This is a genomic window from Faecalibacterium sp. An192, assembly GCF_002160175.1.
In the GTDB taxonomy this organism is placed as follows: domain Bacteria; phylum Bacillota; class Clostridia; order Oscillospirales; family Ruminococcaceae; genus Faecalibacterium.
In genome coordinates this window covers 42,719-64,394 of the sequence record NZ_NFKB01000012.1, presented here as the reverse complement: position 1 = coordinate 64,394, position 21,676 = coordinate 42,719, and the positions used below count along the sequence as shown (strand labels likewise).

18 protein-coding genes and 1 pseudogene are annotated in these 21,676 nt (G+C 60.9%); 10 read left to right on the top strand and 9 right to left on the bottom strand.

Annotated features, from left to right (window positions below):
* Nucleotides 1-90: 90 nt before the first annotated feature.
* Nucleotides 91-378, top strand: a pseudogene (locus B5F27_RS05860) (MobA/MobL family protein); the annotation flags it as partial.
* Complete coding sequence (locus B5F27_RS05855; RefSeq protein ID WP_242962101.1) at nucleotides 362-595, top strand: hypothetical protein; 234 nt, start codon at nucleotides 362-364, stop codon at nucleotides 593-595. The pseudogene B5F27_RS05860 and the gene B5F27_RS05855, both read left to right, overlap by 17 nt.
* Before the next feature lie 355 nt (nucleotides 596-950).
* Here the strand turns inward: B5F27_RS05855 and B5F27_RS05850 are convergent, their stop codons facing one another.
* The 8 genes from B5F27_RS05850 to dnaN all read right to left on the bottom strand — a co-directional run bounded on the left by B5F27_RS05850 (nucleotide 951) and on the right by dnaN (nucleotide 12,648).
* On the bottom strand, nucleotides 951-3,971 hold the full coding sequence (locus tag B5F27_RS05850) for an ABC transporter ATP-binding protein/permease (RefSeq protein ID WP_087365407.1): 3,021 nt from the start codon (nucleotides 3,969-3,971) through the stop codon (nucleotides 951-953).
* A gap of 139 nt (nucleotides 3,972-4,110) precedes the next feature.
* Nucleotides 4,111-4,689, bottom strand: coding sequence for a manganese efflux pump MntP family protein (locus B5F27_RS05845; protein ID WP_087246816.1), 579 nt, complete (start codon nucleotides 4,687-4,689; stop codon nucleotides 4,111-4,113).
* 439 nt (nucleotides 4,690-5,128) lie between these two features.
* On the bottom strand, nucleotides 5,129-7,714 hold the full coding sequence (gene gyrA / locus B5F27_RS05840) for a DNA gyrase subunit A (RefSeq protein WP_087246814.1): 2,586 nt from the start codon (nucleotides 7,712-7,714) through the stop codon (nucleotides 5,129-5,131).
* A gap of 90 nt (nucleotides 7,715-7,804) precedes the next feature.
* Entirely contained in the window at nucleotides 7,805-9,793 is a 1,989-nt protein-coding gene (gene gyrB, locus B5F27_RS05835) for a DNA topoisomerase (ATP-hydrolyzing) subunit B (RefSeq protein WP_087246813.1), read from the bottom strand.
* 122 nt (nucleotides 9,794-9,915) lie between these two features.
* The gene (locus B5F27_RS05830) at nucleotides 9,916-10,185 is read right to left on the bottom strand and encodes a DUF370 domain-containing protein (protein ID WP_087365405.1); all 270 of its coding nucleotides are present in this window, start codon (nucleotides 10,183-10,185) and stop codon (nucleotides 9,916-9,918) included.
* 23 nt (nucleotides 10,186-10,208) lie between these two features.
* Nucleotides 10,209-11,312 carry a DNA replication/repair protein RecF gene (locus B5F27_RS05825; RefSeq protein WP_087365401.1) on the bottom strand — a complete coding sequence of 368 codons (1,104 nt, stop codon included), beginning with the start codon at nucleotides 11,310-11,312 and terminating at the stop codon, nucleotides 10,209-10,211.
* Nucleotides 11,312-11,527 (bottom strand): RNA-binding S4 domain-containing protein, encoded by a 216-nt coding sequence (locus B5F27_RS05820; protein WP_087246807.1) that lies wholly within the window; start codon nucleotides 11,525-11,527, stop codon nucleotides 11,312-11,314. Before B5F27_RS05820 ends, B5F27_RS05825 begins: the two co-directional genes overlap by 1 nt.
* A 14-nt stretch (nucleotides 11,528-11,541) precedes the next feature.
* Nucleotides 11,542-12,648, bottom strand: coding sequence for a DNA polymerase III subunit beta (gene dnaN / locus B5F27_RS05815; RefSeq protein ID WP_087246805.1), 1,107 nt, complete (start codon nucleotides 12,646-12,648; stop codon nucleotides 11,542-11,544).
* Nucleotides 12,649-12,705: 57 nt separating this feature from the next.
* On the opposite strand from dnaN, the gene B5F27_RS16500 reads away from it, so the two are divergent.
* Nucleotides 12,706-12,921, top strand: a complete 216-nt coding sequence (locus B5F27_RS16500; protein ID WP_144066485.1) for a hypothetical protein — start codon at nucleotides 12,706-12,708, stop codon at nucleotides 12,919-12,921.
* Nucleotides 12,922-13,054: 133 nt separating this feature from the next.
* Here B5F27_RS16500 and dnaA read toward each other — a convergent pair whose 3' ends face one another.
* Nucleotides 13,055-14,377 carry a chromosomal replication initiator protein DnaA gene (gene dnaA, locus B5F27_RS05810; protein ID WP_087246803.1) on the bottom strand — a complete coding sequence of 441 codons (1,323 nt, stop codon included), beginning with the start codon at nucleotides 14,375-14,377 and terminating at the stop codon, nucleotides 13,055-13,057.
* A 411-nt stretch (nucleotides 14,378-14,788) separates the two neighbouring features.
* Between dnaA and rpmH the strand changes: the two genes are divergently transcribed.
* The 7 genes from rpmH to mnmE all read left to right on the top strand — a co-directional run bounded on the left by rpmH (nucleotide 14,789) and on the right by mnmE (nucleotide 21,624).
* Nucleotides 14,789-14,923, top strand: coding sequence for a 50S ribosomal protein L34 (gene rpmH, locus B5F27_RS05805; protein ID WP_087231281.1), 135 nt, complete (start codon nucleotides 14,789-14,791; stop codon nucleotides 14,921-14,923).
* Nucleotides 14,924-15,205: 282 nt separating this feature from the next.
* Nucleotides 15,206-15,625, top strand: a complete 420-nt coding sequence (gene rnpA, locus B5F27_RS05800; RefSeq protein WP_087246801.1) for a ribonuclease P protein component — start codon at nucleotides 15,206-15,208, stop codon at nucleotides 15,623-15,625.
* Nucleotides 15,622-15,912: a membrane protein insertion efficiency factor YidD gene (gene yidD, locus B5F27_RS05795; protein WP_087365399.1), complete on the top strand. Its 291-nt coding sequence runs from the start codon at nucleotides 15,622-15,624 to the stop codon at nucleotides 15,910-15,912. Before rnpA ends, yidD begins: the two co-directional genes overlap by 4 nt.
* An 82-nt stretch (nucleotides 15,913-15,994) precedes the next feature.
* Complete coding sequence (locus B5F27_RS05790; RefSeq protein ID WP_087365397.1) at nucleotides 15,995-17,080, top strand: YidC/Oxa1 family membrane protein insertase; 1,086 nt, start codon at nucleotides 15,995-15,997, stop codon at nucleotides 17,078-17,080.
* A gap of 5 nt (nucleotides 17,081-17,085) precedes the next feature.
* Entirely contained in the window at nucleotides 17,086-18,270 is a 1,185-nt protein-coding gene (jag, locus tag B5F27_RS17400; protein WP_087365395.1) for an RNA-binding cell elongation regulator Jag/EloR, read from the top strand.
* A gap of 1,449 nt (nucleotides 18,271-19,719) precedes the next feature.
* Nucleotides 19,720-20,070 (top strand): hypothetical protein, encoded by a 351-nt coding sequence (locus B5F27_RS16495; RefSeq protein WP_144066484.1) that lies wholly within the window; start codon nucleotides 19,720-19,722, stop codon nucleotides 20,068-20,070.
* A 183-nt stretch (nucleotides 20,071-20,253) separates the two neighbouring features.
* Nucleotides 20,254-21,624 (top strand): tRNA uridine-5-carboxymethylaminomethyl(34) synthesis GTPase MnmE, encoded by a 1,371-nt coding sequence (gene mnmE / locus B5F27_RS05775; protein ID WP_087365416.1) that lies wholly within the window; start codon nucleotides 20,254-20,256, stop codon nucleotides 21,622-21,624.
* Nucleotides 21,625-21,676: the final 52 nt, after the last annotated feature.

Genomic DNA, 21,676 nt, shown 5'->3' with positions numbered 1-21,676 from the left:
CACCGGCGGCACCACCGAGCAGGAAATCATTGAAAGGTTTCCTGCTTTTTCTTTGCCCGGACGCCGGGAGAAAGGAGGCCACAATCCGTCATGCCACCATGCCCGCACTTTGACTTAAAAATCGTCCAGCGCAGCAAGCGCCAGTCTGCTGTCGCTGCCGCCGCCTACCAGAGCGGGGAACGGCTGTTTTCCGAATACGACCAGAAACAGAAATACTATTCCCTTAAAAGCGAAATCGTCCACACCGAAATCATGCTGCCGCCCCATGCCCCGCCGGAGTACGCAGACCGGAATACCTTGTGGAACGCCGCCGAAGCGATTGAGAAACAATGGAACTCCCAGCTTGCCCGGAGGTTCGTGTTTGCCATATGCCAACAAAAAAATTGAAGAATTGGACACTCGCCGCCAGACCATTTCAAAGGCGATTGGAGAATTGTCCGTTGAAACAATGTCACCCCAGAAGGAACAGGAGCTTTCCTATTATCTTGACCACTGGGACAGCATTGAATTTGACAACAAGAGAAAAGCCGATGACGGCTTGATTATTTCAATCAAAGCAACCAGCGACCATGTCAAAGTAGAGTGGAAAATCTGAACACTCTGGATTGCGCCACTCTACTTACTTTCAAATCTAACATTTCTTTTTAATCTTGTTTGTACCCCTTGTACACCGATGCTTTCTTCGGCCAAAAACAATATCAAAAACCATGCTTAAAAATGAAAATCCCCGCTCCTTTTTGTGGAGCGGGGATTTTTGATTTTATAGAGCTTTTCTACGGGTTAGAGGGTTAGAAAACCAGGTTATCAGGAAACTTTGCATCGTACCGGAGCGCAGCTCCAAACGTAACAAGCGAGCCGAGACGTAACGGCTCCGCGGAACCGCCGGAGACCCGGAAACTGTATGGTACCCAGTAAAAAGCTTTTTGCCTACTTTTTCTCGAAAAAGTAGGTTATTCGCTGCGGAGGGCGACGACGGGGTCTTTTTTGGCGGCGCTGCGGGAGGGGATCAGGCCCGAGATGAGGGTCAGGAACATGCTGATGGCAATGAGGATGATGGCCGCCGGCAAAGGCAGAACCGCATTCAGGGTCTGGATTCCGGTCACCGAATGCAGCACCATGTTCACCGGGATGCACAGCAGATAGGTCACCACCACGCCCAGCAGACCCGAGGCAAAGCCAATGATGACCGTTTCGGCGTTGAACATCACCGATACATCCCGCTTGGATGCACCGATGGCCCGCAGAATGCCGATCTCCCGGGTCCGCTCCTGGACCGAAATCAGGGTGATGACGCCGATCATGATGGAGGAGACAATCAGGGAAATGGCCACAAAGGCAATCAGCACATAGGTGATGGCGCTGATGATGGAGGTCACCGCCGACATCATCAGGCCAACATAGTCGGTGTAGGAAATCTGGTGCAGCTCGTCCATGCCCTCATTGTAGGCCGCAATCACATCTTCCACCGTGGCTTTGCTCTCAAAGGTGGCGGCGTAGAGGTTGACGGCGGTGGGGGAATCCAGATCAATGCTGCCCAGGGCGGTCAGGTTGTCCTCGTAGGTGGACTCCGAGAACTCCATCACCACTTCGTAGTAGGCCGCCCACTGGTCCGGGGTGTAGCCGTCCATGGCCAGCTTCAGGGCGTTGACCTTCTGGGAATCCGGCAGGGCGGCCAGCTGCTGGCTCACCTGCTGGGAATACTGGCTTTCCATCTGGGCGGTCAGCATCTGGGAGAAGGTGGACTTCAGTTCCTCGTCGCTCATGTCCGCCACATAGCTGTCAATCTGCTCCTGGCTGACGCTCATCTGCTGGGTCAGCACCGAGGACAGGGTGGAGAGCATCTCCTCCCGGGTCATGTCCGCCAGCATGGAATCCACCTGCCGGGCAACGAAATCGGTGTCGGGCTGGCTCATGATGGTCACATAGACCTGAGCCTGGCCCGCCTGGTCCAGGCTGTCAATATAGGCCCGCAGCTCCTGTTCCTTTTCCGCCTTGGTCAGGCTGTCAGCACGGGAGGCAAAGGGCAGGCCGGTCAGCACGTCCCGGTCCGGGTTGGCCTTCTGGGCCTGCACCGCCGGCGACTGCTCGGCCTGTTCCACAATGTAGTCGATCAGGCCGGAGGTATAGCAGATTTTGCCCGAAATCATGGTGGTCTCCACATCGGGCTTTTTCCGGATGATGCCGCTGACGTGGAGCTTGAGGGCGTTGTCGTAGAGGTATTTCAGGCCCGCTTCGCTCTCCCGCAGGTCGGTGTAGAGGCCGGTGGCCTCGTCGTAGCTGTAGCAGGAGGAGGGGAGAATCACACGGAAATCGCTGCCGCAGATCTCCTCATAGCTCCACTGGTCCTTTCGGTCGGAGGCGGTGGCCTCGCCGTCGGCCAGGGCCATCATCTCGTCCTCCGGGATCAAGCCCAGGGCGTAGAGGGTCATGTCGTCCAGCTCGTTGTTTTCGTCCACCACCAGCACCACCTGGTCGTAGCTGGAAGGCCATGCGCCGTACACCAGGTCATACTGGCGGGTCAAAAGATCGTTGACCGGGGCGCCGTTGTCCCCCGGCAGCAGCTCCTGCCACAGGGTCATCATGCCGCCGCCCATCATGGAGGACATCCCCGTCATGGAACTCATGGAGGAGCTGTCCCCGGTCATGCCCGCCATCCAGGGAGAGGACATGGCGTCCGCACCCATGATGGACACCAGCAGTTTCTGCATCATCTGGGTGGTGTCCGATTGGATGATCTGGCCGTCGGTGTTTTTGGTGTACACCTGAGGGCTGATAGCATAGGAATACTGGATGCCTCTGAGGGCCCCGCTCAGGGGGGATTCGGGGTCGGCCAGCTGGTCCTCCAGATAGCGCTTGAAGGATTTCAGGTCGTTCTGGGCCACGTCCAGATTGTTGATGGCCGTCACCAGTTCCCGCACCGCCGGCCGCTCATAGACCGCGTCCAGTCCGTGGTCGATCTCCTCGGTGCGCAGGTTCATAAAGGTCTGGATCAGGCTGGTCAAATTGATGTTGGTGGCCTGAATGGACAGGGGGTAAGAGGAGAGGGCGTTCTCCTGCATGACGTTGATATAATCCGTCATGCCCTGGGACACCGACAAAATCAGGGCGATGCCGATGATGCCGATGGACCCCGCAAAGGCCGTCAGGGTGGTGCGGCCCTTTTTGGTGAACAGATTTTTCAGGGACAGGCCGAAAGAGGTGGCAAAGGACATGGAGGGCTTGCGGATCTTTTTGCCCCGGCTGGCCTCCACCTCGGCGGCGTCGGCCGCCCGCTCCGCCTCCAGTTCGGCGGGGGTGAGGGGGTTGGAATCGCTGGTGAGCTGACCGTCCAGCACCCGGATGATGCGGGAAGAATACTGTTCCGCCAGGGGCGGGTTGTGGGTGACCATGACGATCAGGCGGTCCTTGCTGATTTCCTTCAGCAGCTCCATCACCTGGACGCTGGTCTCGGTGTCCAGGGCGCCGGTGGGCTCGTCGGCCAGGATAATGTCGGGGTTGTTGACGATGGCGCGGGCAATGGCCACACGCTGCATCTGGCCGCCCGACATCTCGCTGGGCCGCTTGAACAGCTGATTGCCCAGGCCCACCTTTTCCAGGGCCTCCACCGCCCGGTCCCGGCGCTCGGCCCGGCTGACGCCGGACAGGGTCAGGGCCAGTTCCACGTTCCGCAGAACGGTCTGATGGGGGATCAGGTTATAGCTCTGGAACACAAAGCCCACCGAATGGTTGCGGTAGGCGTCCCAGTCCCGGTCCTGAAAGGACTTGGTGGAGCGGCCGTTGATGATCAGATCGCCGTCGGTGTACTGGTCCAGGCCGCCGATGATGTTCAGCAGGGTGGTCTTGCCGCAGCCCGAGGGGCCCAGAATGGACACAAATTCCGAGCGCCGGAACTGGATGCTCACCCCTTTCAGGGCGTGAACCACCGTGGCGCCCATGGGGTAATCTTTCTTGATGTTGCGTAATTCAAGCATGGCGGATTACTTTCACTTTCCTTCTGCAGTATAAGCCAGTCAAAAGATGGGAACCTCTGTAGTATACCTTACAATTATGAACGTTTTTTATCTACAGACGGTCCTTTTGTAAAAACTTTTTTCCGGCCGCTGCCCCGCCTCAGAGGGAGGAGACGAAAATCTCCAGGCCGATAAAGATCAGGATGACGCCGCCCAGGATGGAGGCCTTGCCGGCCAGGCGGGTGCCGAAGGTGCGGCCGATCACCAGGCCGCCCCAGCAGATCACAAAGGTCACCACCGCAATGATGGCGGCGCAGACCACCGCCATCAGGGGGCCGTACTCGGCGATGGTGAAGCCCACCGACAGCGCGTCGATGGAGGTGGCGATGCCCTGGAGGATCAAACCGCCCTTGCTGACCCCTTCGCACTCCTCGTCCCCCTTGCTTTTGATGCCCTCCAGCAGCATTTTGCCGCCGATGTAGCACAGCAGCAGCAGGGCAATCCAGGGGATAAAGACGGTAAAGCCCTCAAACAGCTGCAAAACGGTGTGGACACAGATCCAGCCCAGCAGGGGCATCAGGGCCTGGAACCCCGCGAACACCCCCGCAATGGTTCCCATCCGGCGGCGGTTCATGCAGGGCTCATGCAGGCCGTTGGCCATGGACACCGAGAAGGCATCCATGGCCAGGCCCACGCCCAAAAGCAGGCTGTTGACAAAAAAACGCAGACTCCAGGTCATTTTACAGTTCCTCCATTCCTGACAAGCAGCATAAAAAACGGACACAGCCCCGCGGGCTGTGTCCATCGATCCGTTGTTCCCAAAAAGGCAGACTCCATGTACACAGCACCTGCGTGCTGAGGACATGAGTCTCGCAATAGGGGCACGCCCTGACCGGCGTCCCCTCTGGCAAGCCAGGCCGTCCGACGGCCAGTATGTTGACTTGCCGCGCCGGCGGTTTGCAGCCGGCGCCCGCTACTCCCTCATGGATGTTTTGCTTGTTCCGCCCTAGGATATCATATGGTTCCGGGGTTTGTCCATAGAAACCGTGGGGGCCGCGGCTTTTTGGGGTCCGGCGCGGGTTTGGGCGGAAACCGGCCAAAGGACGCCAAAAAGCCCCCGTCCGGGGTCCGGGCGGGGGCTTGGGTCGGTATGGGAAACAATCCGGCAGCAGGGAAGGTTATTCCTCGGTGTCGGTATCGGTGGCCGGGGTTTCCGCGGCGGCTTCGGCAGCCTCTGCGGCCTCCAGAGCGGCCACTTCCTCGGCGGTGGGTTCGCCGTCGGCGGTGTCGGCCTCGGGTTTTGCGGTCTCGGCCTCGTCGTCGTGGTCGGTGCGGGCCACCACCGTCACCCGGTCGGTGTCGCCTAGGCGCATGACCCGGACGCCGCTGCCGTAGCGGCTCTGGATGGTGATATCCGCGGCGTGCATCCGGATGATGACGCCCTCCTGGCTGCTGAGCAGCACGTCGTCGATGTCGTCCACGATCTTGATGCCGGCCACCTTGTCCTTGGAGGCGTCGTAGTTGCGCACGCCCTTGCCGCCGCGGCCGGTGAGGCGGTAGTCCTCGATCTGGCTCCGGCGGCCCTTGCCCTGTTCGGTGACGGTCAGGACGGTGGCGCCTTCGCGGCAGATGGAGACGCCCACCACTTCGTCCCCTTCCTCCAGACGGATGGCCCGGACGCCGTGGCCGCCGCGGCCCATGGGCCGGGCGTCGCTCTCATAGAAGCGGATGGCCTGGCCGTTGCGGGTGGCCACAATCAGGGTGTCGTTGCCGGTGGTGAGGCGGGTCCAGGCGATGGAATCCCCCTCGTTGAGGGAAATGGCAATCAGGCCGCTCTTGCGGATGTTGGCGTACTGGCTGAGGGGGGTCCGCTTGATGAGGCCCTGACGGGTCACCATGGTGACAAAACCGTCCTCGCCGCTGTCCTTGGCCGCCTGGCGCAGCATATTGGTGACCTTTTCGCCCTCGGCCAGCTGCAGCAGGTTGACGATATGGGCGCCCTTGCTGGTACGGCTGCCTTCGGCGATGGTATAGCCCTTGATCCGGAACAGGCGGCCCCGGTCGGTGACAAACAGGACATAGTCATGGGTAGAGCCCACGAACATTTCCTGGACAATGTCCTCTTCCTTCCGGGTCATGCCCAGGATGCCGCGGCCGCCGCGGTGCTGGGCCTGATAGATGGCCTTGGGCTGGCGCTTGACGTAGCCGGCCTCGGTGAGGGTGTAGACGCACTGTTCCTCAGCGATCAGGTCCTCGATATCCACCTCGCCGGTGACGGTCTCGATTTCGGTGCGGCGCTCGTCGCCAAAGCGGCGCTTGATTTCCAGCAGCTCCTCCTTGACGATGGCCAGCACCCGCTGGTCGTCGGCCAGGATGGCCTGCCAGTCGTCGATCTTGCTCTGCAGGGCAGCCAGCTCCTCCTCGATCTTGAGGATTTCCAGGCCGGCCAGACGGCCCAGCTGCAGTTTTACGATGGCGTCGGCCTGGGGATCATCAAAGCCGAACTTCTCCATAATGGCGGCCTTGGCCTCAGCCATGCCGCCCTTACAGGCGCGGATGGTGGCGATCAGCTCATCCACAATGTCGGTGGCCTTTTTCAGGCCTTCCAGAATGTGGGCCCGCTCCTGGGCCTTCTTCAGGTCATAGCCGGTGCGCCGGCGGATGACATCGTCCTGGAACTCGACGTACTTGGCGATCATCTGCTTGAGGGTCAGCACCCGGGGGATCTTGTGGTCGATGGCCAGCATGATGACGCCCACGGTGTCCTGAAGCTGGGTGTAGCGGTACAGCTGGTTCAGAACCACCTGGGGGTTGGCGTCCCGGCGCAGGTCGATGACCACCCGCATACCCTTGCGGTTGGTCTCGTCGTTCAGGTCGGTGATGCCCTCAATCCGCTTGTCCTTCACCAGGTCGGCGATGCTCTCGATCAGCCGGGCCTTGTTGACCATATAGGGGATCTCGGTGATGACGATCTGGAACCGGCCATTCTTCTTTTCCTCGATGACGGCACGGCCCCGCAGGGTGATCTTGCCGCGGCCGGTGGCGTAGGCGGCGCGGATGCCGCTGCGGCCCATGATGATGCCGGCGGTGGGGAAGTCGGGTCCCTTGATGTGCTCCATCAGGCCCGCCAGGTCAATGTCGGGGTTGTCGATGTAGGCAATACACCCGTCGATGACCTCGCCCAGGTTGTGGGGCGGGATGTTGGTGGCCATGCCCACCGCGATGCCCTGGCTGCCGTTGACCAGCAGGTTGGGGAAGCGGCAGGGCAGCACCTGGGGCTCCTTCTTGGTCTCATCGTAGTTGGGGTCCCAGTCCACCGTATCCTTGTCGATGTCGGTGAGCATTTCCACCGCCATCCGGCTCATGCGGGCCTCGGTGTAACGGTAAGCAGCCGGGGGGTCGCCATCCACCGAACCGAAGTTGCCCTGGCCGTCCACCAGCGGATAGCGCAGGGAGAAGTCCTGGGCCAGACGGACCATGGCGTCGTAGACCGACGCGTCACCGTGGGGGTGGTAGGAGCCCAGCACCGCGCCGACGGTGTCGGCCGACTTGCGGTAGGGATGGTTGGGGTCGTTGCCGCGCTCGTGCATGGTAAACAGGATGCGGCGGTGAACCGGCTTGAGGCCGTCCCGCACGTCGGGCAGAGCACGGGAGGCAATGACCGACATCGAGTAATCCAGGAAGGCGGTCTCAATTTCTTTCTTGACGTCCCGGATGATTTTCTTGGTCCCGGTGCCGGGTATCATGACGTAATCTTCTTCCATAGTTCCTCCAAAAGAGCGGCGCAGGGCCGCCGGCTGTTCCGGGTGGGAATCCGGCGGCGGGCCGCAGGGTTTGTTCCGTATTCCGCCTGGTTATACGTCAAGCCGTGCGTACTGGGCGTTGTTCTCAATGAAGCGGCGGCGGGGCTCCACTTGGTCGCCCATCAGGATGGTGAAGGCCTCGTCGGCTTTCTCCGCGTCCTCGATGGTGATCTGGACGATGACCCGGTTGTCGGGGTTCATGGTGGTCTCCCACAGCTGTTCGGGGTTCATTTCGCCCAGGCCCTTGTAGCGGTTGACCTTGGCGCCGGGCATTTCCTGGCTCAGGGCCGCCATTTCCTTCTCGTTGTAGGCATACTTGACCACGTTGCCCTTCTGCACCCGGAACAGGGGCGGCTGGGCGACGTAGATGTGGCCCTGCTCAATCAGGGGCCGCATATACCGGAAAAAGAAGGTCAGCATCAGGGTGCAGATATGGGAGCCGTCCACGTCGGCATCGGCCATAATGAACACCTTGTCGTAGCGCAGCTTGGAGATATCGAATTCATCGCCGATGCCGCAGCCCAGAGCCAGCACCACCGGCATCAGTTTGTCGTTGCCGTAGATCTTGTCGGCCCGGGCCTTTTCCACGTTCAGCATCTTGCCCCACAGGGGAAGGATGGCCTGGATGGCCGAGTCGCGGCCCATCTTGGCCGAGCCGCCGGCCGAGTCGCCCTCGACGATGAAGATTTCGGTCTTGGAGGGGTCGTTTTCGCGGCAGTCGGCCAGCTTGCCGGGCATACGGCTGTTTTCCAGCACGCTCTTGCGGCGGACCAGTTCCCGGGCCTTCTTGGCGGCGGCGCGGGCGCGGGCCGCCTGGGTGGCCTTCTCAAAGATGGCCTTGGCCACCGCCGGGTTCTCCTCAAAGAACTCGGTCAGCTTGCTGTAGACCATGTTGGACACCAGGGTGCGAATCTCGGTATTGCCCAGCTTGGCCTTGGTCTGGCCCTCAAACTCCGCCTCCTGCAGCTTGACCGAGATGACGCAGATCAGGCCCTCCCGGACGTCCGAGCCGGACAGGTTCTCGTCCTTGTCCTTCAGCAGGCCGTGGCTGCGGCCGTAGTCGTTGAACACGCGGGTCAGGCTGGACTTGAAGCCCTCCTCGTGGGTGCCGCCGTCGGGGGTGTTGACGTTGTTGGCGAAGCTCAGCAGCAGCTCATTGTAGCTGGTGTTGTACTGCATGGCGATTTCCGCCTCGGCCCGCTCGGTCTTGCCCGAGAGGTAAATCACGTTGGGGTGCAGCACTTCCAGATTCCGCTTTTCGTTCAGGTAGCTGACAAAGCTGCGGATGCCGCCCTCATAGCACATGACCTCCTGCCGGAAGCAGGGCTCGCCCTCCTGGCCGTCCTCCAGAATGGGGGTGTAGAGCTCCCGCTCGTCGGTCAGGGTGATTTTCAGGCCTGCGTTCAGGAAGCTCTCCTCCCGCAGGCGCTTTTCCAGGGTGTCGAAGCTGAAGACGGTGGTCTCCTTGAACATCTCGGGGTCGGGTTTGAAGGTGACCCGGGTGCCGGTGGAGCCTTCGGGTGCGTCGCCCACCTCATGGAGGGGGCCGTCGGGGTCGCCGCGGCGGAAGGTCTGCTCGTATTCCTTGCCATCCCGACGGACCCGGACGTTCAGCCATTCGGAACAGGCGTTGACCACCGAGGCGCCCACGCCATGGAGGCCGCCCGAGACCTTATAGCCCGAGTTCTCGCCGCCGAACTTGCCGCCGGCGTGCAGGATGGTAAAGACGACGGTGACGGCCGGCAGGCCGGTGTCGGGCTGTACGCCCACCGGAATGCCGCGGCCATTGTCGGTGACCTCGATGATGTCGCCCTCTTTGATCTTGACCTCGATGTGGTCGCAGTGGCCCGCCAGGGCCTCGTCGATGGAGTTGTCCACGATCTCATAGACCAGATGATGCAGGCCCCGCTCGCCGGTGGAGCCGATATACATACCCGGCCGTTTGCGGACTGCTTCCAGGCCCTTGAGGACCTGAATTTCGCTGCCGTCGTACTCGTGGTCGGTGGCGGTGTCGGCGCCGGTGATGATATCCTCTGCCATTGTATCTCTCCCTCTTGTATCAGATTTGCTTCTATTCAAACGTTTTTTCGCGGTGGATGTCAGTGTGTCCTTTCAGCGGGAAAAACCTGCGCTGAAAAGGGCAAAAATCTGCGCTCCGGGCCTTATTCCCCGGCCCAGTCGGGCAGGGGCTGCTCGGCGCGGCGGCGCAAAGCGGCGCTGGACAGCTCGGACAAATAGACGGTGTCCACCGGGCTGTCGGCCAGAACATAGCTCTGGGGCAGTTCGTCCGACAGGCTGACCACCGCCCCGTTTTTCTGGACATACTCCAGAAAGCTGCGTCCCCGGGGGGACACGGTGGTGGTCTCCAGGCTGAAAATCCCGATGATGTCCCGGCTGTTCAGGACATAGTCCCGGCCCAGATGCAGATACATGGTCTGCCTCCCTCTCTGAAAGGCTAAAGCTGCGTCAGGACGCCGCCCTCCATCCGGCAGATGACGCCGTCGGTATGGAGCAGGGCCGCGTCGTCGCAGCTGGTAACAAAGGTCTGCCGCTCCCGCATCCGGGTCAGCAGATAGGCCCGCCGTCCCTCGTCCAGCTCGCTGAGGACGTCGTCCAGCAGCAGCACCGGCCGTTCCCCGGTGATCCGGGCGGAGGCGTCGGCCTCGGCCATTTTCAGGCTCAGCACCACGCTGCGCTGCTGGCCCTGGCTGGCAAAGCTGCGGGCGGGCTGGCCGTCCAGATCCAGAGCCAGGTCCTCCCGGTGGGGGCCGCAGAGGCTCTGACCGGCCCGCAATTCCTCGTCGCGGCGGCGGGCCAGCAGCTGGGCCATCCCGCCCGGCTCAAACTGAGCCTCATACCGGATGGAAAGCTGTTCGGCGCCCCGGGACAGTTCCCGGTAATTGTCCGCCGCCATGGGGGACAGCAGGGCCAGATAGTCCCGCCGCCGGCTCTGGATTTCCTCGCCGCAGCGGGCCAGTTCCAGGTTCAGCACCTCCAGCAGGTCCAGCTTTTCCCGCAGGGGGATTTCGGGCTGGATGGAGGAGCGGCGCAGCAGGCTGTTTTTCTGCTGCAGCACCCGGGTATACCGGCGGTAAAGGGCCAGATAGCCGGGGTAGAGCTGGCACAGAGCCGCATCCAGAAAGCGGCGCCGGCCGTCGGGAGGGCCTTTCACCAGGCTCAGATGCCCGGGGTCAAAGACCACCGCCGGAAAGCTCCCCGCCAGGCTGGATGCCCGCTTGGGAGCGGCGCCGTTCCAGACGGCGTAACGGCCGGGTCGCTCGGTCCCGGCCGCGCCCACCGTGAGGCGGATCTGGTTCTCCTTGCCGTTGTCCCCCACGGTGACCGCCTCCAGGGCGGCGAAAGGGGCGTCCCGCCGGATCAGCTCGATGTCCTTGCCGCCGCGGAAGCTCTTGCCCCCGGTCAGAAGCCAGACGGCCTCCAGCAGGTTGGTTTTTCCCTGGCCGTTGTTGCCGCAGATGACGGTCAGCTCAGGCCCGGGCACCAGGGAGGCCGCGGCGATGTTGCGGTAATTTTCCAGGGTCAGTGAAGCCAGGCGCATTACTGTCCCTCAGCGATTTTGACGGTCCGGCCGTCCAGCTGGATGGTGTCGCCGGGCACGCATTTCTTGCCCCGCATGGTGCAGACTTCGCCGTTCAGCAGCACCTCGCCGGCCTGAATCCGCTCCTTGGCCTCGCCGCCGGTCTCGGCCAGGCCCGCAAATTTCAGCAGGGCGTCCAGCTTGATATATTCGGTGTGAATCACAACCCGTTCCATACCCACAAGCCTCCTCAATCGTTCCTAAACCGCACCGGCAGCACCAGATACAGGAAATCTTCCCCTTCGGCCGGCAGGATCTTCACCGGGCTCAGGGGACCGCTCAGCTGGATGCGGACCTGTTCGGTCCGGGCGTTGCGCAGGGCATCCAGCAAATAGCGGTTATTGAAACCGATTTCAACTTCTTCGCCCTCGCAGGCGGCGGCAAATTCATCCACCACGCGGCCCAGACTGGTCTGACAGCGGACGATGACTTTACCTTCTGTAAAGGTGATGCGGAGGGGGTTCTTTAAACGCTCTGTAATAATCAGAGAGGCACGCTCGATGGTCTCGATGAAGCCCTTGGTGTCCAGCACCGCCTGGGTGCGGTAGCCCTCGGGGATGACGTTCTTGTAGTTCAGGAACTCGCCCTCGATCAGGCGGCTCATGATGGTATAACCCGCTGTAATAAAGACCACATAGCGGCGGTTGGCGCAGATGCGGACCTCGGCCTCGTCGTCGTTGGCCAGCAGCCGGAGTACCTCGTTCATGGTTTTGCCGGGGACGATGATCCGGATTTCCTTGTTGGCGGGGACTTTCCGCTCCACGATGGCCAGCCGGAAACCGTCCAGGGCCACCACCGTCAGGCTCTCGGTGCCGATTTCAAACAGCTCGCCGGTGTGGGCGGGGCGTTTTTCGTCCTGGCTGACGGCATACAGGGTCCGCTCCACCATCTCCCGGAAGGTGCCGGTCTTGATGGTGAGGGTTTCCTCGGCGCCGGTGTTGGGCAGCTGGGGAAAATCGGTGGCGGGCATGCTCTGGATCTCAAACTGGGCAACTCCACCCTGGATCGTTGTTTTTCCGTTGTCAGCCACCGAGATGTTGATCTGTCCGGCCGGCATCCGGCGGACCATGTCGCTGAGCAATTTGGCATTCAGCACGATTTCGCCCGGCTCCAGGACGTTGGCCTCGATGGTGGTGACGATGCCCAGCTCCAGGTCATAGCCGGTGAGGGTCAGGGTGAAACCTTCAGCTTTCAACAGGATGCCTTCCAGCACCGGCACGGTGGACCGGAGAGTCACCGCCCGGGAGACGCCGTCGATGGCGGCGCTCAAAAGTGTCTTATCACAGATGATTTTCAAGATATGTTCTCCCTTTGCTTGCTCTTATTGGCCGGGGCGTCTGGGCAGACCGGCCGTTTGGATGAAAAAGAGGTGCGTCAGCGCCTCTCTATTAAACTTGTTGCAGTAAAAGTAGTAGGGGCTGGGGATTGTGTGGAAAACTCGGATTTTCCTTTTCCTGACAGGGGTTTTGCTTTTCCACCAGATTGTGAAGGGTTTGTGGACAGTTGGTGGAATCGGGGTTGGCGTCCAGGTTTTTCACAGGCGCTGTGGAAAAGAAAAGTTGAATGTTGAAAACTCGGTGTAAAAAGTGGAGAACTTCTCCGGCCTTCCGGCCCGTTTTGGACAAAAGCAGGGGAGAGGCCCCGGGTTTTCGACTTATTCTGCCTTTTTTGGGGAAAATCCAACGGCTGACGGCTGTTTCCGGTCAGGCCTTCACGTTCTTGATGATGTCGTCCACCGTCTCCCGCAGGTGCTGGTCGTTCTTCATGTCCCGCTCCATGGTCTTGAGGGAGTAGACGATGGTGGAGTGATCCCGGCCCGAGAACTCCCGGCCGATGTCCTCCATGCTCATGCCGGTGACCTCCCGCAGGATATAGATGGCCACGCGGCGGGCGCTGGCAATGGACGCGTTCCGCTTGGTGCCCCGGATGTCGGTGACCGACACGTTGAAGGTGCGGGACACCTCCCCGATGATCTTTTCCACCGTCACCGGGATGGGCTGGGTCTCGTTCAGGATGTCCTTGATGGCGTTCTGGGCCACCGAGATCACCGGCTGGATGCCCTCCAGCATATAGTAGGCGTTCAGCTTCTTGACGGCGCCCTCCAGCTGGCGGATGTTGTTTTTCAGGTGATTGGCGATGAATTCCGCCACATTTTCGGGCAGATCCAGGTGGAGCAGCTCGGCCTTGCGCTTGACGATGGCCACGCGGGTCTCAAAATCCGGCGGCTGCACGTCGGCGGTCAGGCCCCACTCGAAGCGGGTGCGCAGACGCTCTTCCAGGCTCTTGATCTCCTTGGCGGGGCGGTCCGACGCGATGACAATCTGCTTGTGGGCGTCGTGGAGGGAGTTGAAGGTGTGGAAAAACTCCTCCTGGGTGGACTCCTTGCCGGCGATGAACTGGATATCGTCGATCAGCAGCAGGTCGGCCACGCGGTATTTCATCCGGAAATCCTCGGTGCTGCCGGCCCGGATGGCGGCGATCAGCTCGTTGGTGAACTGCTCGCAGGTGACATACATGATGACAAAGTCGGGATGGGTCCGCTTGATCTCGATCTGGATGGCGGTGAGCAGGTGGGTCTTGCCCAGGCCCGAGCCGCCGTAGATGAACAGGGGATTGTAGGCCCCCGAGGGGTTGGCCGCCACAGCCTGGGCCGCCGCAAAGGCGAACTGGTTGGACGGGCCTTTGATGAAGTTTTCAAACGTGAACTCATAATTGCCCTGGGGGCTGGCGGGGTTCAGGTCATACTGCTGAGCCAGGACCACTTCATGGGGCGGGGTGCTGGGGACAACCAGCTGAATGTCCACGTCAAAGCCAAGGACAGACTTGAAAGCTTCCTTCAGCAGCCCGAGGTAGCGGTCACTCACAATCTTGCAGATGAAATCGTTTCGCACCGACAAGGTGATATGGCTCGAGTCCTCAAAGCTCACCGGCTCCAGCCCGTCGATGTAAAGGTTGTAGGTGGGCTCTGCCATCTGGCCTTTGCAGTAGAGCTGGGCGGCTTCTAATACGTCCTTGAAAGAATCCATAAAAACATCCACTCCATTGAAGTTTTCAACATAGGTACCGATACCCTGTCAGTATAACACAAAATCGCCAAAACGTCCAGAATCGGGGGTCTATTTATATAATGTAATGAGTATGGGCCGCAAACGGGGGTTCCATGCGCCGGTTTGATGTTGTGTCGGGAACGGCGCCTATCCCCAAAATGTTGTGTATGGGGCGGTTTTCAACGGCCAAAAGTGAAAATGTTGAAAAACTTTGCACAGAAAAATTTTGATGGAAAGCGAAAAAATGCTTGACAGAAGGCAAATTGATGCGATATACTATTAAATCGCAAGCCTGTCCCCTCTGGCCCCGCGTTTCAGGGGCGCATTACAGGGGCGCATAACCGACGATCACCCCGCACCCCGGGGGACAAGTTTTAGGAGGATATCACCATGAAGAGAACGTTTCAGCCCAAGAAGCGCCAGCGCAAGCAGGTTCACGGCTTCCTGACCCGTATGAGCACCAAGAACGGCCGCAAGGTCATCAATGCCCGCCGTGCCAAGGGCCGCAAGAGCCTGACTGTCTGATTGCAGCAGTGAGGCCGGCTGCATCCGGCTGCCGCGGCGTCCGGGCTGCCTTTAAGGCGGCCCGCCGAGGAGGCCGCAGGGCGGGCAGTTCCGGCCAGACAATCAAAGAATGCGCACGAAAAAGGCCGCTGATGGAAATTGGTGGCCTTATTTTTTCAGGAAAAACTGGAATTGTGTGAAAAAATTCGGGCGGCGGTCTTTCAAAGCCGCCCGTTTTTTGCTATACTGACATGGTAGGGCCCTGCTTTTCACACAGGACCGGACAAGATAGGAGGCCCGCAGATGCGATACCGTCCGCTGCGGCATAACAGTGAGTTCGGGCGGGTCTATGCGCGGGGCAAGGCGTATGTGGACCATGCCCTTGTGCTGTATGTGCTGAAAACCCGCGCCAAACAAACCCGCGTCGGCCTGACCGCCACCAAGAAGGTGGGCTGCGCCGTCCAGCGCAACCGCGCCCGCCGGGTCATGAAGGCGGCCATCGACGAACATCTCGACTACAACATCGGGGGCTATAACCTGGTGTTTGTGGCCCGCGCCGCCACACCCCGCCTCAAGAGCTGGCAGGTGTCCCGGGCCGTGGCCCGGCTGTTCCGCCAGGCCGGCCTGCCCGACCGGGCTCTGGAACCCGGCGCACCCCCGCCCTCCAGCCTGCCCCCCGCAAGAAAGACCGCTCCGTCCGCCCAGGAGGGGAGCCGTCCGTGAACCGCTGGCAGAAACTCTGCCGGGATGCGCTGTGCGTCCCCATCCGGCTGTACAAGCGTTGGATCAGCCCGGGGCTTGGGCACAACTGCCGGTTCACACCCACCTGCAGCGAATACGCCATCCAGGCCATCCAGGTCCACGGCTGTCTGAAGGGACTGCTGCTGGCCGCCTGGCGGATCGCGCGCTGCAATCCCTTTGGCCGCTGGGGCTATGACCCCGTCCCCGAGCCGGGACGGTGGCGCAGCCCCCGCCGGGCGCTGCATCCGGCCCGCAGGCCCAAAAAATAACTTTGCTTCTTGTGACGGCCCGGCAGCTGTGAGCGGGTTGTCCCACGCATAAAAAACGTTCCGCGCTCACAGGCGGGACAGAATGGAAGCGCATATGAATTTTCTCTACATTCTCGCCTGGCCGCTCGGCTACGTCATGGAGCTGATCTATAACATCATCCCCAACTACGGCTGGGACCTGATCATCTTCACCCTGCTGATCCGGCTCCTGAGCATCCCGCTGTCCCTCAAGCAGCAGAAAAACATGGTGCGGATGACTGCATTCCAGCCCATGATTGAGGAGATCCAGAAAAAGTACAAGGACAAGCCCGAAAAGCAGCAGGAGGAGATGCTCCGCCTGCAGCAGGATTTCGGCTACAACCCCACCTCGGGCTGCCTGCCCATGCTGCTGAACTTCTTTGTGATGTTCGGCGTCATCGGCGTCGTCTATGAGCCCCTGAACCGCATCTTCCACATCAGCAACGACCTGCTGACCACCGCCGGCACCGCTCTGACCAACCTGGGCATTCAGTTCACCAACATCACCCGGGACAACCTGATCATCGAGCAGATCCTGGCCGGGGAGCAGAGCATCATCAGCATCTTCTCGGACAGCCAGGTGCAGACCATCACCGAGTTCAGCAAGCACATGAGCTTCTTCGGCATCGATCTGACCCGGGTTCCCCAGTACAGCCTGTCGGCCGAGAACCTGCCTCTGCTGATTTTCCCCATCCTGGCTTTGCTCACCAGCTTTGTCTCCACCTGGTACAGCATGAACAGCAGCGGCCAGAAGCTCCAGGGCAGCATGAAGGTCACCATGTACCTGATGCCCCTGATGTATATCTTCTTCTGCTTCACCGTTCCCACCGCTTTCTCTCTGTACTACGTCATTTCCAACGTGGTCATGGTGATCCAGAGCGCCGTCATGAAGAAAATCTATAACCCTGACGAGGTCAAGGCCCAGGTGGCCGCCGAGATCGAGGCCAAGCGCAAGGAACAGCGCCGCGGCGTCAAGAGCACCGTGGTGAAGGTTGTGGACGAAAAGACCGGCCAGACCGTGGAGAAGAACATCTCGGCCAGCGAGATGAACAAGCGCCGTCTGGAGTACGCCCGCCAGCTGGACCAGGAAAAGTACAAAGACGAGAGGACGGTACCTCTGTCTGAGCTGAACAAAACGAAGGAGGAGTGAGCAGAATGATCCGTTCCAAGGAAGCCACCGGCAAGACGGTGGAGGAAGCCCGTGCCGCAGCCTGCGCCGCCCTGGGTGTCAACGAAGACGACCTGAACGTCAGCTATGAAGTTCTGGAAATGCCCCAGAGCACCGGATTTCTGGGCCTGAAGAAGATTCCTGCCCGGGTGCGGGTCATGGTCGAGGAGGAAGACCCGACCCCCGCTCCGGTGGAAAAGCCGGTGGTGAAGGCTGCCGTGAAGGTGGAGAAGCCCGAAAAGGCGGAGCCCGCCCAGCCCGCTGAACCCGCCGAGAAGGCCGAGCCTGCCCAGGCCGCACAGCCTGTGGAAAAGACCGAGCCCGCTGCCAAGCCTGCCAAGAAGCCCGCTCCCGCCAAGGAGGAGACCAAGGCAGAGCCCAAGGCCGCTGTGACTGCCACTCCCGCGCCGGTGGACGAGACCCCGGTGCCCATTGATATTGAGTCCAACGCCAAGGTGAAAGCCGCGGTGGATTATCTGAAAGAGATCGTGGCCCTGATGGGCGTGGAGAATGTGACCTTCAGCGCCCTGCAGAAGGGTGAGGCCACCATCATCCGCCTGGACGGCGACAAGATGGGTGCGCTCATCGGCCGCCGCGGCGAGACCATGGAGAGCCTGTCCTATCTGGCCAGCCTGGTGGCCAACCGCCTGGAAGGCGATTACATCAAGCTGGGTCTGGATGTGGCCGGCTACCGCGGCAAGCGTGAGAACGACCTGACTGCTCTGGCCCAGAAGATTGGCCAGAAGGTGCGCCGCAGCGGACGCAGCTTCTCGATGGAACCCATGAATCCCTATGAGCGCCGGATCATCCACTCGGCCATCAGCCAGATGGAAGGCCTGCGCAGCGAGAGCAAGGGCGAGGGCAAGGACCGCCATGTGGTGATCTATTCCACCGAGCCCGGCGCCCAGACCGAGGCCAGCGAGCGCCGCAGCCGCGGCGGGCGTGGGGATCGCCGGCCCAATGACCGGAACGGCCGCGGCCGCAACGATCGTTCGGGCCGCGGCAACGGCAGCCGTTCCCGTTCGGGCGGCAATCGCGGGCCCCGTCCTTCCAGCGTGCCTGACCGCACCTATGTGGCGGTGGACGCTGCCGACGCCGCACCCGTTGCGCCCAAGCGCAGCCAGCGCGTCGACGATTTCGCCGACCTGGACTTCGGCAAAATCGAACTCTAACCTCCCTACTTTTTCTTGAAAGAAAAAGTAGGCAAAAAGAACTTTACTGGGTACCATACACTCTGGCCGCTCTTTATAGGGTGACAGAGGGTTGCAGACTTTGCCGCGCTTACGTTATGTTTGGCAACGTAGGCGAGGCGCTGCCTGCGGCAGAAACAGCCGAGCCGGAGTTGGGGCAAGCACACCGAAGCGCGTCCAGCGGACGATGCAGCGAGGTGTGCTTGGCGCAGCGCTCCAATTTTCACAAGGGCGCACTGCCGCCCGCCGGGAAAATTGGCTAAGCGCAAGAGGACAGCCGTCCAAATTTTCAAGCGGACCGCGTCCGGCGCAGAAAATTTGGGCAACGGCAACCCGGACCTGCGCCCGGGTACGATGCAAACTACGACATAATCTAGAAAATACCCAAAAAGCTTTTCACTGGGTACCATCAAGTTTCCGGGTCTCCGGAACTTCCACAGGGCCGTTACGCTCCGGCTCGCTTCCGGCGTTTGCGCCTGCGGCGCGGTATGCAAACACAGCGACCGCGTCCTGTGAACGAAACAGGGAGCTGTGCTTGGCGCAGCGCTCCAATTTTCACAAGGGCGCACTGCCGCCCGCCGGGAAAATTGGCTAAGCGCAAGAGGACAGCCATCCAAATTTTCAAGCGGACCGCGTCCAGCGCAGAAAATTTGGGCAACGGCAACCCGGACCTGCGCCCGGGTACGATGCAAAGTGTTGGTATACCCTGATTTCCTCTTTTTGCAAGGCTCGGCCGATCCCGGGGAAAAGCTGCCCCCATCTGTTTTGCTATAACCGCGCATTGCGGCACCTATAACAGAGAAATTTCCTCGCTCCTTTGGGGGCGGGGAAATTTTGTTTGACAGGGGCTATGTGTCTGATAGTCCATCGGCTTTGGGGGTATCGGATGTGCAGCTGAAAGGGGAGGGATGAGCCTTTTTCAAAAGGGTCTCGGATTCTCCACAGAACAGGGAATCTTTGTGGAAAACCGGCCCGCAGATTTCCGCGGCAGGGCGGGGGCAAACACACCGACCGCATCCGGTGGATGAAACAGGGAGCTGTCGTTGGCTGCGCAGCCGAGGCGCTGCCTGCGGCAGAAACAGCCGAGGCGGAGCAGGGGCAGCGGTCTGTCTTTTGCAAGGGCGCGACGACACCCGAAGCAAAAGCAGGGTACCGCAACCCGGAGCCGCGCTCCGGTTTTTGCAAGCGCCATTCTTGGCACGCCGCAAAAATCGGCTAAGCGCAAGAGGGACAAACGCCGGGAACGAGCCGGAACGGAACGGCTTCGTGGAGCTGTCGGAGACCCGGAAACTGGATGGTATCCATTGAAAAGTTGTTTGGGCATTTTCTAGATTATGTTGTAGTTTGCATCGTACCGTGCCGCAGGCACAAACGCCGGGAACGAGCCGGAGCGGAACGGCTCCGTGGAGCTGTCGGGGACCCGGAAACTGGATGGTACACATTGAAAAGCTGTTTGGGCATTTTCTAGATTATGTCGTAGTTTGCATCGTACCGTGCCGCAGGCAACGGAAGCGACCGCATCCGGTGGATGAAGCAGGGAGCTTCCGTTGGCGCCGCGCTCCGGTTTTTGCAAGCGCCATTCTTGGCACGCCGCAAAAATCGGCTAAGCGCAAGAGGGACAAACGCTGGGAACGAGCCGGAGCGGAACGGTTTCGTGGAGCTGTCGGAGATCCAGAAACTGGATGGTACCCAGTGAAAAGCTTTTTGCCTACTTTTTCTCGAAAAAGTATCGCGATGGAAGGACAAAAAATTGAAAATAGCCATCCAGAGAAGGCAAAATGATGCAGGGATGGTTTTGAAGGTGTATCTTTTGAAGAAAATATACAGTTTGGAAAACGCGAAAGAGGGAATGTTTTTCCACAGGAAAAGAGAAACCGGTGGAAAATGTGCCGCCCGCCGGCTGTATTTCATTTTTTGTCCAAACGTGGTACAATACACACAACACCAAAGGAGGGACACCCCATGATGGAAAACAGTACCATTGCGGCCATCGCTACGCCCCCCGGCCAGGGCGGTATTGCGGTGGTCCGCCTGTCCGGCCCCGAAAGCTATGCGGTGGCGGAGAAAGTATTTCGCCCCGCCGACTCCCGCAAACGGGTGGCCGACGCCAAGGGCTATACCGCCCTGTATGGAACCTTTGTCCACGGGGGAGAAACCTTTGACGACGGGGTCGCCCTCTTTTACCGGTCTCCCCGCAGCTATACCGGAGAGGACGTGGTGGAACTGTCCTGTCATGGCGGCGACGCCGTGGCCCGGCGCCTGGTGGAAGCCTGCCTGGCCGCAGGTGCTGTCCCGGCCGGTCCGGGCGAGTATACCCGCCGCGCCCTTTTGAACGGCAAACTCAGCCTCACCCAGGCCGAGGCGGTGATGGACTTGATTTCGGCCGGCGGGCGGCAGGGCGCAGCTCTGGCCAACGCGGCCCGGGACGGCGCCCTGGCCCGGAAGATTTCCGCCCAGCAGCAGATCCTCACCGATTTGCAGGCTCACCTGACCGCATGGGTGGATTTCCCCGAGGAGGACGTCCCCGCCCTGGAGACCGATACCCTGCGCGCTTCCCTGGAAGAGGTGAAGGCCGGGCTGGATGAACTGATTGAAAATTACAACGCCGCCACGGTGCTGCGGGAAGGGGTGGACTGCGCCATTGTGGGCCGCCCCAACGCCGGCAAATCCACCCTCCTGAATTTGTTGGCCGGCTTTGACCGGGCCATCGTCACCCCCATCGCCGGCACCACCCGGGACGTGGTGGAGCAGGCGGTCCAGCTGGGAGAGATCCGGCTCAACCTGTTCGACACCGCCGGTCTGCGGGAAACCGACGACCCGGTGGAGGCCGAAGGCGTCCGCCGCAGCTGGGCCAAGCTGGCCGAGGCGGGTTTGGTTCTGGCGGTGTTTGACGGCTCGTCCCCCCTGGCCAAAGAGGATCTGGACCTGGCCCGCCGCTGTGCCGAGTGCCGGGCCATTGCCCTCATCAACAAGGAGGACCTGCCCATCCAGTTTGACGCCGAGGTGATCGCCCCCTATTTCGCTATGGTGATCCCGGTTTGCTGCAAAGAGGAAGGGGCCAGGAAGGTCATCGCCGCGGCGGTGGCCCGGCTGCTGGGCACCGGCCGCATCGACCCCCACGCCGCCAGCCTCTCGGGCCAGCGGCAGCTGTCGGCGGCCCTTCGGGCCCGGGACGGCGTCAACGGCGCACTGGACGCTCTGGCCACCGGCTTTGGCCTGGACGCGGTGTCGGTCTGTGTGGACGACGCTCTGGACGCCCTCTACGCCCTCACTGGTGAGAACGCCACCGAGGCGGTCATCGACCAGGTATTTGAGAAATTCTGTGTGGGCAAGTAACCGGCGCAGGGGAGGGGACCGAACCGGAGCCATCCCCTCAAATGGAAAGGAA